We start from the raw sequence: 14,903 nt of genomic DNA on the forward strand, positions 1-14,903 counted from the left end.
AGAAAAAGGGAGTACAAAAATGGCACTAACAGTTATAGACCATCCTTTAATAAAGGATAAATTAACTAGAATGAGAAAAAGCGATACGTCATCAAAAGATTTTAGAGAAAATTTGAATGAAATTGGACAACTAATGGCTTACGAGGTTTTTAGAGATGTTCCATTAAAAGAAATTGAAATTGAAACACCTGTTTCAAAAACACAAGGTTACACAATTGATGTTCCGGTTGTATTAATACCAATTATTAGAGCTGGTTTAGGGATGACTGAAGGAATTCAAAGACTTGTTCCTACTTCAAGAATTGCACACATTGGTTTATATAGAGACGAAGAAACTCTAGAGCCTCATCAATACTATGCCAAAGCAACAAAAGATATTGATAAAAGCTATGTTTTAGTAGTGGATCCAATGTTAGCAACTGGCGGCAGTTGTTCAAAAGCAATTTCTATAGCAAAAGAATGAGGAGCTAAAAACATTAAATTTGTTTGCTTGGTATCCGTTCAAGAGGGTGTCGATAGAATACAAAAGGATCATCCTGATGTTGATATATATACAGCAGCTTTAGACCCAATTTTAAATGAAGATGGGTATATTGTTCCGGGTTTAGGTGATGCTGGTGATAGAATTTTTGGTACAAAATAATTACAAATATACACTTTTTTTATGACTTTGTTATAAAATAAACTTGTAAAATAAAAAATGTGGTGAGAATATGAGGAGTAGAGAATTAAGAAAAAGTAAATTAAGTTACAAAAAAAGTATGAAAGTGATAAAAAAATATATGTATGATACATTTAAAGTGACATTCATTATTATATTTTTTCCAATAGTATTTATACTAAGTTTTTTATGTTCAAGATTGTTTATACCTTATCTTTTCAAATATAAAAGAGAAGGGGTAACAAAGCAAGGGCATGAATTAAATACTTGAGAACAAGTTGAATATGATGTTAAAACTCGTGGAATTAAAGACTTTGCCATTAGAAAAGAAAATGTTGAAGAAATAATAATCGGTAGCGAAATAGGAAAAGTCAGTGCACTGCAAGTTATAAATCCAGAAAACAAATCTAATAAGTGAGTAATAGGACTACATGGTTTTAAACGAAATAAATATATTGGATTAAGAAATTGTAACTTCTTTTATAAAAAAGGTTATAACATATTAACATTTGATGCATATGCTCATGGTAAGACTTTTGGGAAAAAAAGTGACTTTGGTGTAACCAATGCAAAAATTTTAAATAACATAGTAACTTGAATAAAAAGTACATACAACCCTGAGGAAATCGGAATAGTCGGAGTTAGTATGGGTGCTTCAACAGGTTTATTATTTGCAAAAGACTACTATCAACAAAATAAAGTTAATTGACTTATTGCAGACTGCCCATTTATTGAAGCGGTTATTCAAATTAGATTTTTTTTGAAAAAGTATGTGAAGTTACCTTGAATTTTTATGTCATTGGCTATAAATAGAAACTTCAAGAAATATGCAAAATCAGACATTTCAAAAATGAATCTTTTTAATGGTTATGAAAATTTTAAAGAACTTCCAATTTTATATCTACACGGATATAAAGACAGATTTATTACATACAACTGCAGTGTTGTTATGTTTAACCTCAAAAAAGAGGTTGAGGAAAAACCAATAAGTGATATTGTGTTGTTTGATAATGCAGATCACTCATCTTGCTATCACAAAAATGAACAACAATACGTTGAACAAGTTTTTAATTTTATAAGTAAAGCAAGTGCATAGCGTTTTATATCTTTAATTAGATTAAAAAATTGGTGTAAAAACCAATTTTTTAATTTAAAAACCTTTTGCTTGCTATGCAAAAAAAATTTCTTAATTTATAAATTCACTTAAAACATATTTACTATTTTAAAAATAGGAGTATTATATTTGAGATGGAACCTTTTGAGGGTGAACAATGCTTAAAACTCTTTTCAAAAAAAACATTAAATATATTTACATGATATTACTACCAATTTACATCGCGTTAACCGTAATATTGGTAGTTTTAAATTTATTTAGTGTAATCGATTATTCTTGAATAGTTGGTTTTATAGCAGCAGCAGCTTTTGGGTTTGCATCATTTTTACTATTATACGTATCATCAAAGAAACTAGCACAAAATCAAAATCCTCATCTCTATGTATTTTTTTCAATACTGAGATTAGGATTATATATGGTTCCACTCCTTATAAGCATTTATTTACCTAATTACGTAAGTAGTTTTGGTGTATTGATTGGTTTTTTAATATCTTTAATTTTTCCAATGATATTAAAAAATTAGTTAAATAAATGTTTGTCAGGTATTTTTTAAATAGGGGGAGAATATGAGTCAACTTACTGAAAACTGGAATATCATAACCCCGCAGTTATTTTCTATAGTAGCAACTTTAATTATTATTTGCTCTTTTTGCATTACATATAATGTAAAAATCAGAAATATTAAAGAAGGTGAACAGTTAAGTGGTTTTTTAGTTCTTACTGAATCCTTCATAACTTCAATAGAAAATATGGTTGTTACAACTATGGGTAAAAAATTTAGACATCTTACCCCATATGCTATGTATATTTTTATGTACATACTTGTTTCATCAGTCATTTCGCTGCTTGGTTTTGAACCGTTAACTAGCTCATATACAGTAACATTATCAATGGCAATAGTTTCATTTATAGGAATTTATTACTATGGATTGAGATATCAAAAATTTTTATTCTTTATAAAATTTTTACACAACCCAATAGAAATATTTACACAATTTGTTCCTATTCTATCATTGTCATTTAGGTTATTTGGTAATATGATTGCTGGATCAATTATTTTGGGATTGCTATATGGAGCACTTATTAATGCTGAAGGAGCAATTTTTGGACATAGAGGAATGGCTAATGAAATTTGAGGTTCAGATTTCTATGCACAATACAAATATTGATGAGGTGGATTCAACTTTATTTCAGTCATAATGCTACCATGGTTGCATTTATACTTTGATTTATTTGATGGATTTATCCAATCAATAGTATTTACAATGTTAACTCTTTCTTACTGATCAAACGCAAAAGATGGTGAACATAGTGAAAAAGAATCATCTAATGAACACGATCATACTAGAAAAGCTAAAAAAATAAAAGCAAAAGAAATTAAATTAGAAGCAAAAGAAATTAAATCAAAAGGAAAAGAAATGGCACAAGCTGTGCAATAAAGGAGAAAAATTATGTTCGCACAATTATTTACAGTAGCTTCACAATTTAGTGAAGCTTGAATTTCAATTTTACCAGCAATAATGTTCGAAAGTACAATTACTGGTGATTTACAAAAAGGTTTATACGGGGTAGGTGCAGGTCTAACTGGTATAGGTATGATCGGTGCTAGTGTTGGACAAGGAGTAGTTGGTCACGGTGCTTGTCTTGCAATTGGACGTAACCCCGAAGTTGCAGGTAAAATTACTTCAACACTAATTATTACTGCAGGGATTTCAGAGTCTGGTGCTATATATGCTTTAGTTATTGCTATGTTGATCTTATTCGTTCTTTAATAAGAGACTCAAAATATGTTTGAATGAATAAGTAGTATCACTTTATATAGTGAAGATCAGGCTGGAGTTCCAGAAGTAACAAAAGCATTATTTCCGAATTTACCAAACTTTATAGCACATATTTTATCAACAATAATAATTATTATTTTGTTAGTAAAATTTGTTTATAAACCATTTAAAAAAATGGTAGAAGAACGTAGACGTAAAATTAATGAACTACTAGATGATGCTGCTTCAAAACAAGCTCAAGCTAATAGACAAAAAAAAGACGTTGAAAAATTACTTATAAGTGCAAAAGATGAATCAAAACAAATTTTGGTTAAAGCTAAAACTGAAGCTGACGAAATGAAGTTTGAAATCATTGATAGTGCAAAACAAGAAGCACAAAATATTCAAGAACATGCTAAACAAGCTATTGAGTCTGAAAGAAGCGAAGCTCAAGAAGACATAAGAAAAGAAATCATTGATTTAGCTTTTGAGGCTGCTCAAAAAATTTTGGCAAAAAATGTTTCTAGCGACACAAACAAAAAACTTATTGAAGAATTCTTAAACAATATTGATTAACTTTAAATGTTTGCAAAACAGAGTTTAATTAAAAATTGATCAAGTGCAATTACAACAATTGCAACTGAAAATAAAAAAGTGGAAGAATTCTTAAGTACTGCTAGAGATTTAAATGCTTTATTTTTAAAAGATCATGAAATAATTGATTTTTTCTCAAACAGAAGTATTGATTTACAAGATAGAATAAAAATGTTAGATAAAGCATTTGCATCAAAAATTGATGTTAATTTATTAAATACTTTAAAACTTTTGATTTGTCGTAATTTATTTCAAGCAACAATTGATATATTTAGACAAGTTATAACAGATTTACTAAAAGTATCTGACTCTTTATACGGTACAGTTTACTCAATTTCACCTTTAGATTCAGCAACAATCAAAAAAATTGAATCTAAACTATCAAACAAAACAAACAAAAAAGTTATTTTAGAAAATGTTATACGTGAAGAACTTATAGCAGGAATTTTGGTTGAAATTGATGGCAAAAGATTTGACTCATCAGTTCAAGGTAAAATGCTTGATATGAGAAGAAAAGTCATTATAAATAGAAAATAAAGGTAAGGTGATATTATGCCACTAAAAATAAATGAGATATCTGAAGTAATTAAAAAACAAATTCAAGATTATGGAAAAGATCTTGTCGTTCAAGAAGTTGGTACTGTTGCCAGTATTGGTGATGGTGTTGCCTTATTATTTGGACTAGACAAAGCTATGATGGGTGAACTATTAATTTTTAATGACAACATTTATGGAATGGCCTTGAACCTAGAGGACGGTGCAGTTGGTGCTGTTATTATGGGTGATGATAGTGAAATTAAACAAGGTGATAAAGTAAAAAGATCAAACAGAGTTGTTGAAACTCCAGTTGGAGATGAACTACTTGGAAGAGTTTTAGATGGAATTGGTAATCCAATTGATGGTAATGGACCATTAAAAAATAAAAAATGAGCTCCTGTTGAAAAAATTGCTTCAGGAGTTATGTCAAGAAAATCAGTTGACCAACCTTTAGAAACTGGTATTCTTTCAATCGACTCAATTATTCCAATTGGAAAAGGTCAAAGGGAGTTAATTATTGGTGATAGACAAACAGGAAAAACATCAATTGCAATTGACTCAATTATTAATCAAAAAGGTAAAAATGTTAAATGTGTATATGTTGCTATTGGACAAAAAGAATCAACAGTTGCACAAGTTGTAGAAAAATTAAAACAAGCTGGAGCAATGGAATTTACAACTGTTATTTCTGCTTCTGCTAGTGAATCAGCACCTATGCAATATATAGCTCCTTATACTGGAGTTTCAATTGCAGAAGAATGAATGGCTGGTGGAGATGATGTTTTAATTATTTATGATGACCTATCAAAACACGCTATAGCTTATCGTACACTAGCACTATTGCTAAGAAGACCACCAGGTAGAGAAGCTTACCCAGGGGACGTTTTCTACTTACACTCAAGATTATTAGAAAGAGCTGCAAGAGTTAACGAAAAATTTGGAGGAGGAAGTATTACTGCTCTTCCAATTATTGAAACACAAGCTGGAGATATCTCAGCATATATTCCAACTAATGTTATTTCAATTACTGATGGACAAATATTCTTGTCAGAACAATTATTTAACTCAGGAATTAGACCTGCTGTTGATACAGGACTTTCAGTTTCTAGGGTTGGTAGTTCAGCACAAATTAAAGCCGTTAAACAAATGGGTGGTACATTAAAACTTGAGTTAGCTCAATACTATGAATTGCAAGCATTTGCAAAATTTGGTAGTGATTTGGATGAATCTACAAAAGCAACTCTAGATCACGGAGCAAAAATTGTTGAATTATTAAAACAAAGACAATATAGTCCAATTAGTCAAGTTAAACAAGCAATCATTCTTTTAGCAATTAAAGAAAGATTGATTAAATGATTACCAGTTTCAGAAATGGTTGGATTTAAGGTTGAACTTTTAAAACACTTTAAATCAAATGAAAAAGCAAAAGCTTTAGTAAAACAACTAGAAGCTGAAAAAGCATTTGATGATGATTTAACAACAAAAGTTAGAACTGAAATTATTAAAGTAATTAAAGAATATACAAATCACTTAAAAGATTGAAAAGCAACAAACTACGGTTCACAAGAAGAATGGAATAAATTAAAATAATATGCCTAACCTAAGTGAATTAAAAACACAAATAGCTTCTGTGAAAGATATTGGGAAAATTACAGGAGCAATGGAACTTGTTGCGACAGCCAAACTTAAACGTATTTCAAAAAGAGTTGGAGATATTCATGCTTATTTGGATGAAATCTATAATGTTTTTAATTACATAATTTCACACTCAGAAGACTCAATTTTTTTAAAAAAACCAAACAAAGAAATTAAAAAAACTTTATGAGTTATTATTTCTTCTAACCTTGGTTTATGTGGTGGATATAATGCCAATATTTTTAAAAAAATTAAAGGACTTATTGGTCCTGATGACGAAGTGGTGGCAATAGGTAATAAAGCTGTTAGTTATTGCAACTCAAATAAATTAACAATTCGTAGAGCTATTACCAATGTGGATGTAAATTACACAAGTCAAGAAGCAAACTACTTAGCATCAGATTTATTGGGTTGATATTCTCAACAAGAAATAGATGCATTAAATATTGTTTATACAAAATTTATTAACAATGTAACTTATGAACCAACTATTATAAATTTATTTCCAATAGTAAAAACTAATGAAAGCAAAAATACTGGAGAAGATATTTTACTAGAACCAGATGCTGAAACAGTTCTTGCAACAGGAGTATCTTTATATTTAAATACAATTATTTTTGGAACCATTTTAGAATCACAACTTTCAGAACAAGCAAGTAGAAGAACTGCTATGGAAGCTGCTACAAAAAATGGTAAAGAATTATCAGAAACTTTAAGTATTGCTTACAACCGTAAAAGACAAGAAAACATTACTCAAGAGATTAGTGAAATTGTTGGTGGGGCCAATGCTCAAAGTGATGATTAATATGGAGGAAATTATTTTATGAAAACAAGTTTAGGTAAAGTGGTTCAAGTTATGGGTCCGGTTGTTGACGTAAGATTTAGTGAAAACGAAATGCCAGAATTATATAACACAGTTGAGTTAGATAATGCTGGAAGTAAACTAGTTCTAGAAGTTGTTCAACACATCGGAGATGATTTAGTAAGAACTATTGCTATGGGACCAACTGAAGGTCTTGTTAGAGGTATGGAGGCTAAAAACTCAGGAGCACCAATTAGTGTTCCAGTAGGAGATGGGGTTCTTGGAAGAATGTTTAATGTTCTTGGAGATCCAATTGATGAAAAACCTCCTGTTGACTCAAAAAGAATGCCAATTCATAGAACTGCTCCAAGTTACGACGAACTTTCAACTTCTGCTGAAATTTTAGAAACAGGTATTAAAGTTGTTGACTTAATGATGCCATTCTCAAAAGGTGGAAAAATTGGATTGTTCGGAGGAGCTGGGGTTGGAAAAACGGTTCTAGTTCAAGAATTGATTAACAACGTGGCCAAAGCCCACGGGGGTATTTCAGTTTTTGCTGGAGTTGGTGAACGTACTAGAGAAGGTAATGACCTTTACTATGAAATGATTGAAGCTGGAGTTATTGATAAAACTAGTTTAGTTTTTGGACAAATGAATGAACCTCCAGGAGCAAGAATGCGTGTTGCCTTAACAGGACTAACTATTGCAGAATATTTTAGAGATGAAAAACATCAAGATGTTCTATTATTTATTGATAACATCTTTAGATTTACACAAGCTGGATCAGAAGTTTCTGCCTTATTGGGTAGAATGCCTTCAGCTGTTGGTTACCAACCAACACTTGCAACTGAAATGGGTGCATTACAAGAAAGAATTACATCAACTAAAAAAGGATCAATTACATCTGTTCAAGCTGTTTATGTTCCTGCCGATGACTTGACCGACCCTGCTCCAGCAACAACTTTTGCACACTTGGATGCCAGAGTTGTTTTAGATAGATCAATTGCAGCACTTGGAATTTATCCAGCTATTGACCCACTATCTTCAAGTTCAAGAATGCTTGATCCAGAAATAGTTGGAGAAGAGCATTATACAACTGCTTTAAGAGTTCAAGAAACTTTACAAAAGTACAAAGAATTACAATCAATCATAGCAATTCTTGGTATGGATGAACTTTCTGAAGAAGATAGAGTAACAGTTAATAGAGCAAGAAAAATAAGAAACTTCATGTCTCAACCATTTACTGTTGGAGAAAAATTTACTGGTCGTAGTGGAAAATATGTTAGTGTTTCAGATACAATAGCATCATTTAAAGCTATATTAAATGGTGAACTAGATGACATTCCTGAAACAATGTTTATGTATGTTGGATCTATTGAAGAAGTTCTTGCAAAATACAAAAAAGAAGGGTAATCTATGAGTTCTTTAAAACTTAAAATAATTACTCCAAATGGAATTTTTCTAAATTCTATTGAGGTTAATCACGTTGGTGTTCAAACAACAGCTGGTGACTTAACAATTTATGCAAGACATACACCAATTGTTTCTACATTACAAATTGGAACTGTTAAATATACAAACTCTGAGGGTGTGAAATATGTTCATGTTCACAGGGGGATTTTGCAAGTAACCAGAGAAGAGGTTAAATTATTAACTCCATGGTTATATGAAATTGATGATAAAGGTAAACAAATAGGACCAAAAATATAATTAAAAAAACTTCTTTTTTAGAAGTTTTTTTGTACACTTTTTACAAAATTTTCCAAAATTTCCAAAAAAAATAAAAAAAACCAAAAAAAACCAAAAAAAACCAAAAATTTGTGTTTTAATAATACCAAATAGAAATTAGATGTTTGTATTTTTAACACCATTTCTATTTGATGGAGGAAGGTATGAAAATATTTAGTTCTAAAAGAAACATAGATAAAGATGTTTCTTTGATTGCTGATTATTTTGGTGGCTCAGAAAACATTGAAAACGTTAGTCATTGTGCCACTAGAATGAGGATTAGAGTTAAAAATATTGAACTTGTTAAACTAGACGAAATTGAAAAATTAGAGCTAGTTAGCGGTACAATTGCAAAAGAAAATCTAGTTCAGTTTGTAGTTAAAACAAATCTTGAAGAATTCAATAAAGACTTTTTAATTACATTGGGAGTTTCTTTAAAAAGAGTTCCAAACTTATTTGATGTAAAATTAACTGTTAAAAAGAACTTTTTTAAAACAGTGACAGATGGGATTGGGGTACTAGTAAAACCAATTATCCCTTACTTGATAACATTATCAATAATATCTACGTTTGCAAATATTATTAACAATATTGAAGTTAAAGGCTCAACAATTAAAGATACCGGAGAAGTTGCAGCCACTATGGGTAAAATGTTTGCTTCATTACAGAACGCTATGACATTAGCATTTAGTATTTTAATTCCATGATCAGTATTTAAAATGATGAGAGGTAGTCAAGCAATTGGTATTTCCATTGGGGTAGTTCTTTGTGCCAAAGACTTTGCACAAACAAATGACTTTATGAGCGGAAACAAAGGGTTATTTGATTGAGGACAAAGTTATGTCGATTCAAATGGTGTTGAGACTAGTTGATCATTTTCAAGTTTTGAAAGTGGATATCCTTGAAAAATATCTTATCAAGGTCAAATTTTACCATTGGTATTAATTGCTTTCATGGCAGTTTATCTAGAAAGACTTGTTAGAAAAATTAAATATGGAGTTGTAAAAGAATTACTTGGAATTCCATTAGTAACATTGGTATCATTCTTTGTTGGTTTATTAATATTAGCGCCAATAGGAATGCTTATAACTTACGGAATGAACGTTGGTGTTTTATGAGCATCAACTCACCGAATTGCTAAATACATCTTTAACCCACTATTTGGTATACTACTTCCTTGACTGGTAGTTACTGGATTTATACAAATATTTGTTGTTGTTAGTTTACAACAATTTATGACATATGGAGCAATATCAATTAATGCGATGTTCACTCAATTGAACATCGCTGTGGCAACGAGCTGTTTAGTTTTTGCGGTTATGAATAGACAAAATAAAGAGCTACAAAAAACAGCTGTACCATCATACTTAATTGCATTTATTGGAGGTTCAACTGAACCCGCATTGTTCGGAGTTACACTAAGATTCTTATTCCCGGTAATAGCAGCAAGTATAGGAACAACTGTAGGAATTGTAATTACAACAATGTCAGACGTATTAACAACAATGGGTCCTGCATCATTCTTGGTATTCTTATGTATAATTCCTTATGCCCAAGATCCACAATATGCTGCTTTCAATATGACTACGTGAGCACCGGGTGGATTCTTCTGAATGGCAATAGCATTAGTTGCAACAATTGGGACAACAGTTTTAGCAACAATATTACTTTCAAGAGTAAATTACTTTAAAAAAATGACTAAATCAATTTTAGATAGAGATTTTGCACCAATCCCAGGAGCAGAGATTATTACAAATAAAATAAAAAATAAAAAAGAAAAAGTTAAAAAAGTAGGTAAAGAAAATGAATAAAATAAAAGAAATTGAATGAAAAAAATGCACAGAAATAGATCAAAAATATTATGACGAATCAAATAAGCTAGTGGCAAGTGATAAATATTATAGACCAACTTACCATATAGCTTCACCAAATGGTTTAGTAAATGATCCAAATGGTTTGTTATTTAAAGATGGCGTTCACCATATTCATTATCAATGAACTCCAGTTGAACCATACCATGGATTTAAACATTGAAGATATTTAACAACAAAAGATTTTGTTAACTATGAAGATCAAGGAGTTTCTGTTGTTCCGGATCACGAAAAAGAACAGTACGGAGCTTTTTCAGGAAGTGCACATGACTTTGGTGATACTGTTAAAATTTATTACACAGGTAATATGGAAGATGGTAAAGGAGAAATGACAGAAGAGGTTCAACTTGTAGCAGATTTTGAAAATGGAAAAGTTATCAATAAAAGAATTGCAGTTCCTTGAGATGGTTCAAAATTCACTCCACACGCTAGAGACCCAAAAATATTTAGACATGAAAATAAAGATTATATGGTTTTTGGTGTTAGAATGAAAGACGATGATCTTGGAGGACTTGCAGTTTATGAAATGATTGACTACGATAAATTTGAATTTAAAACCGTTTTAAGACCATCAATTAAAAATAATACATATGGATATATGTGAGAATGTCCAAACCTTGATAAAGTTGGAGATAAGTATTTATTTTTTATATCAGCAGAAGGTTATTTTGACAAAAATGACAAATATGAATTAAACAACTCTAGAAATGTTGTTTACACACTATTAAGTAAATTTGACGTTAACAGTAAAGAACTACACGAAGATTTTGCAATGAGAACCGTAGACTTCGGTCATGATTTCTATGCTCCTCAAACCTACTGAGCTCAGGATAAATTATTGTGATTCGGTTGATTTGGTGGATGTGATATACAATACCCAACAGACAAATATTCTTGACATTCATTAATTACAATACCAAGAGAACTAAGTGTTGAAGGTGAATGATTAGTTCAAAAACCTTATAGCGACTTTAGTAAAAATGTTTTACATAACCAAAAAAGTTTAAAAACAAACTCAGTTGATGTTCATAAAGCAAAACATTTAAAATTTAAACTTGACGGAAATAATGGGTTTAAAATTATGAATAAAAATAATGAGTTTGTGGAAGTTGAATTTACAAAAGATGAAATTATTTTAGATAGATCTCATCAATCTGAACAAGTGGACTATGCTTTTGAAGCTCCAAGACATGCTATTAGAAAAGTAAAAGATAAAGAACAATGAGTTGAAGTTTTCATAGATTCTTCAACTATAGAGTTATTTGCAGATGATTATAAAACCATTTTCACTTCAAGATTTTTTGTTAAAGATTTTGATAAAATTGTTTTTGGAAAAGAGCTAGATTTAGAAGTTGCAGATATTAAACCAATGAAAGTAAGCAACTAGGAGAAAAATTATGAAAAAAGTATTGTGCATAGGGGAATCATTACTTGATATAATTGTTCAAGACAATAAAGTTTTGGAAGCTAACGTGGGTGGGGCACCACTAAACGTTGCTTGTACTATAAACCATCTAGGTGGCCAATCATCTCTTTTGAGTTCTATAGGCGATGATGATAACGGAAAAAATATTTTAAATACCTTAAAAAAATACAATGTAGATACTGATACAATACAAGTTTTAAAAAATCACAAAACAACAGTAGCATATGTTTCAATATTTGAAGATGGAGAAAGAAACTTTACATTTGAATTAGATGCAGATCAAAACATGGAATTTGAAGTAGTGAAAGATAAATTAAAAGATTTTTCAATACTACATTTCGGTAGCGCCACTGCTCTTCTTGGAAATAAATCTGAAGAAACTTATAAAAAACTTTTGACTGAATCTAAAAAATTGAAAAAATTTATAGTGTTTGATCCGAACTGAAGAAACTTATTGTGAAATGAAGACACAAAAACTTTTAATAAAAAAATTTCTGAATATTTAGAAAGTGCTGATTTTATAAAAATTAGTGATGCAGAATTAGAAGTAATAACTGGGGAAAAAGATTGTGATAGAGGATTTGAAAAGTTAATTAAACTTTATCATAATGCTACATTCTTTATCACCTTAGGTCCGGATGGATGTTTTGTTGGAAACAGTGAATGAGCGAAAAGATATGATGTCGAAAGAGCAGTTAACCCGGTTGACACAACAGGAGCTGGTGATGCTTTTATTGGCTACATAATTTATAAAATTTCTGAACTTGAAAACAGGGACAGTTGACAAAATAAAGTTGACGAAATTATTTTAGAAGCTAACGAGTATGCGAAAAAAAGCATCTACTATAAGGGAGCTCTTACTTTCTTAGATAATTAAAAAATAAAAAAGCATTTTAGCAAATGCTTTTTTATTTTTTAGTTTTATCATTGAAATTAAGGTTATTTACTTTTGTTGAACTTTTATCAGACAATGGTTTTTTTAAGTGATTTGGAGTTTTAGTTTTGTTAATATTAAAACTCTTAGATACATTATTATTGCCATTAACTTTTTCTAAATCATTATTATCCTTATTCATTCTTTTTTGTCTTTCCAAAATCTGTTCATTTCTTTTTTGCTCTATAACTTTTGTAAATGCCCACATTCTTTCTCTCTTTAAAAACCCCATAAATCTAACATAATTAATTTGTAAAGGTTTAAAATTAATTCTACCGATATTAACATCTTTTAATATTCTTGCTATTTTTTTATTAAGTAGCACCTGTTCTTTACATTGTTCCATTTTTACGCGATTTTTAGCAGAAAGTTGATCTAAGTTTTCAAATATGTTTTCTACACACCCAAATTTTTGAATTAAACTAATTGCTGTATTGTAATACATTCCTTTAACCCCTTTGATGTTATCGGAATGATCACCCAGCAGACTTTTTATATCTGGAATTTGACTTGGTTTACATCCAAACTTTTCAATAACTTCTTTTTCTGTTATTACCTCTTTTTTAGTTTTTTTAGATTGTTGAGAAATTATGTTTACATCATCAGAAACAAGTTGATAGGTATCTTTGTCATTTGAAATGATATCAACTTTATAACCTAGTTGAACAGCTATTCTTGTTATAGTTCCTATTATGTCATCACCTTCAAAATAATTTTTTTCATACCAAGGAATATTGGCTGCCGATAAAAAATCACGAACAAGTTGCATTTGTGGTATCAAATCATTAGGAGTTTCTTTTCTTGTTGCTTTATATGCTGGATACAATTCTCTCCTTCAACAATCCTTTCCTACATCAAATGTAACAATCACTGTGTGATATTCTTTACTTGCCACCATTTCATTGATTTTTGCAACAAAAACATAAACAGCGTTAATTAGAACACCATCTCTATTAACAGCAACTTTTTTTCTTTTTAATGATCCATAATATCCCTTATGTAATAAGTGATATCCGTCAACAATAACTATTTTTTTCTTTTCTGTTTGCATAAAAATTCCTCTCTAATAAAAATCTCTATTTTTTTCAACAACCTCTACTATATTTAAAATCGTGTTTAATTTTTCAATATTGTCAATTTTAAACTCAAAAAAAACTTCTTTTTCTTTAAAAGATTGATTATAATCAAAAACTTTAATAGTATTTAAAAAATTATTAATCATTTTGATATTTGTTATTGAAAATTTTATTTTTACACTATATAAAAGCTCTAATTGTTTGGTATTAGCTTCTTTAAGTAAGGTAATAGCACCATTGCTATAAGCTTTTTGTAAACCACCAGTACCCAATTTTATACCGCCAAAATATCTCACACAAAAAATTACTATATTAGTTAAATCGTTTGTTTCTATTAATTTTAATAAAGGCTCACCAGCAGTTCCTGTAGGTTCACCATCATTGTTATATCCATACTTTGCGGTAATAATGTTATTTCCTATTCTATAAGCCCAACAATTATGTCTAGCATCTTTTCTTCTATATTTAGAAATAAAATATTCTAATTGCTCTTTATCTTTTATCGTAGCAATGTAGGTTATAAACTTGGATTTTTTTATTGTTTCTTCAAATGTATAAACTGTATTTTCTGAAAGAACCTTCATTATTTAATCCTTATTATAATCATTAATATTGTACCCATTTTTACTAAAAAACTCAATGTAAAAAAAATAATTAGTATTTATAGGATTTTAAAAGATACCTCTTATATTAAAAACTTAAAATAAGAGTGATTTTATATTTAAAAAATTATATAATAAATTTGATGCTTAAAAACTTTTTATT

Annotated in this window: 16 protein-coding genes; 14 read left to right on the plus strand and 2 right to left on the minus strand. The window is 29.6% G+C overall.

Annotated elements, in window-relative coordinates; translation table 4 throughout:
- Nucleotides 1-19 precede the first annotated feature (19 nt).
- The 14 genes from upp to SHELI_RS00360 all read left to right on the plus strand — a co-directional run bounded on the left by upp (nt 20) and on the right by SHELI_RS00360 (nt 13,005).
- Nucleotides 20-643: a uracil phosphoribosyltransferase gene (gene upp, locus SHELI_RS00295; RefSeq protein ID WP_069115794.1), complete on the plus strand. Its 624-nt coding sequence runs from the start codon at nt 20-22 to the stop codon at nt 641-643.
- 70 nt (nt 644-713) lie between these two features.
- On the plus strand, nt 714-1,757 hold the full coding sequence (locus SHELI_RS00300; protein WP_069115795.1) for an alpha/beta hydrolase: 1,044 nt from the start codon (nt 714-716) through the stop codon (nt 1,755-1,757).
- A 175-nt stretch (nt 1,758-1,932) separates the two neighbouring features.
- Nucleotides 1,933-2,298 (plus strand): MG406 family protein, encoded by a 366-nt coding sequence (locus SHELI_RS00305; protein WP_069115796.1) that lies wholly within the window; start codon nt 1,933-1,935, stop codon nt 2,296-2,298.
- Between the two features lie 43 nt (nt 2,299-2,341).
- Complete coding sequence (locus SHELI_RS00310) at nt 2,342-3,214, plus strand: F0F1 ATP synthase subunit A (RefSeq protein WP_069115797.1); 873 nt, start codon at nt 2,342-2,344, stop codon at nt 3,212-3,214.
- Between the two features lie 12 nt (nt 3,215-3,226).
- A complete protein-coding gene (locus tag SHELI_RS00315; RefSeq protein WP_069115798.1) occupies nt 3,227-3,547 on the plus strand; it encodes an ATP synthase subunit c family protein in 321 nt (106 codons plus the stop codon).
- 15 nt (nt 3,548-3,562) lie between these two features.
- Nucleotides 3,563-4,111, plus strand: coding sequence for a F0F1 ATP synthase subunit B (gene atpF, locus SHELI_RS00320; RefSeq protein ID WP_069115799.1), 549 nt, complete (start codon nt 3,563-3,565; stop codon nt 4,109-4,111).
- A 6-nt stretch (nt 4,112-4,117) separates the two neighbouring features.
- Nucleotides 4,118-4,666 (plus strand): F0F1 ATP synthase subunit delta, encoded by a 549-nt coding sequence (locus SHELI_RS00325; RefSeq protein WP_069115800.1) that lies wholly within the window; start codon nt 4,118-4,120, stop codon nt 4,664-4,666.
- Between the two features lie 15 nt (nt 4,667-4,681).
- Nucleotides 4,682-6,256 carry a F0F1 ATP synthase subunit alpha gene (gene atpA / locus SHELI_RS00330; protein ID WP_069115801.1) on the plus strand — a complete coding sequence of 525 codons (1,575 nt, stop codon included), beginning with the start codon at nt 4,682-4,684 and terminating at the stop codon, nt 6,254-6,256.
- Between the two features lies 1 nt (nt 6,257).
- The gene (gene atpG, locus SHELI_RS00335) at nt 6,258-7,106 is read left to right on the plus strand and encodes an ATP synthase F1 subunit gamma (protein ID WP_069115802.1); all 849 of its coding nucleotides are present in this window, start codon (nt 6,258-6,260) and stop codon (nt 7,104-7,106) included.
- 18 nt (nt 7,107-7,124) lie between these two features.
- Nucleotides 7,125-8,516 (plus strand): F0F1 ATP synthase subunit beta, encoded by a 1,392-nt coding sequence (gene atpD, locus SHELI_RS00340; protein WP_069115803.1) that lies wholly within the window; start codon nt 7,125-7,127, stop codon nt 8,514-8,516.
- Between the two features lie 3 nt (nt 8,517-8,519).
- Nucleotides 8,520-8,813, plus strand: coding sequence for a F0F1 ATP synthase subunit epsilon (locus SHELI_RS00345; RefSeq protein WP_069115804.1), 294 nt, complete (start codon nt 8,520-8,522; stop codon nt 8,811-8,813).
- 182 nt (nt 8,814-8,995) lie between these two features.
- On the plus strand, nt 8,996-10,642 hold the full coding sequence (locus SHELI_RS00350) for a PTS transporter subunit EIIC (protein ID WP_069115805.1): 1,647 nt from the start codon (nt 8,996-8,998) through the stop codon (nt 10,640-10,642).
- Nucleotides 10,635-12,089, plus strand: coding sequence for a glycoside hydrolase family 32 protein (locus tag SHELI_RS00355; protein WP_069115806.1), 1,455 nt, complete (start codon nt 10,635-10,637; stop codon nt 12,087-12,089). Before SHELI_RS00350 ends, SHELI_RS00355 begins: the two co-directional genes overlap by 8 nt.
- 10 nt (nt 12,090-12,099) lie before the next feature.
- The gene (locus SHELI_RS00360) at nt 12,100-13,005 is read left to right on the plus strand and encodes a carbohydrate kinase family protein (protein WP_069115807.1); all 906 of its coding nucleotides are present in this window, start codon (nt 12,100-12,102) and stop codon (nt 13,003-13,005) included.
- A 31-nt stretch (nt 13,006-13,036) separates the two neighbouring features.
- Here the strand turns inward: SHELI_RS00360 and SHELI_RS00365 are convergent, their stop codons facing one another.
- Together SHELI_RS00365 and SHELI_RS00370 are read right to left on the minus strand one after the other, a co-directional pair.
- Nucleotides 13,037-14,113 (minus strand): 5'-3' exonuclease, encoded by a 1,077-nt coding sequence (locus SHELI_RS00365; protein WP_069115808.1) that lies wholly within the window; start codon nt 14,111-14,113, stop codon nt 13,037-13,039.
- 12 nt (nt 14,114-14,125) lie between these two features.
- The gene (locus SHELI_RS00370) at nt 14,126-14,722 is read right to left on the minus strand and encodes an IMPACT family protein (protein WP_069115809.1); all 597 of its coding nucleotides are present in this window, start codon (nt 14,720-14,722) and stop codon (nt 14,126-14,128) included.
- Between the last annotated feature and the right edge of the window lie 181 nt (nt 14,723-14,903).

It is taken from the genome of Spiroplasma helicoides (assembly GCF_001715535.1).
In the GTDB taxonomy this organism is placed as follows: Bacteria; Bacillota_I; Bacilli_A; order Mycoplasmatales; family Mycoplasmataceae; genus Spiroplasma_A; species Spiroplasma_A helicoides.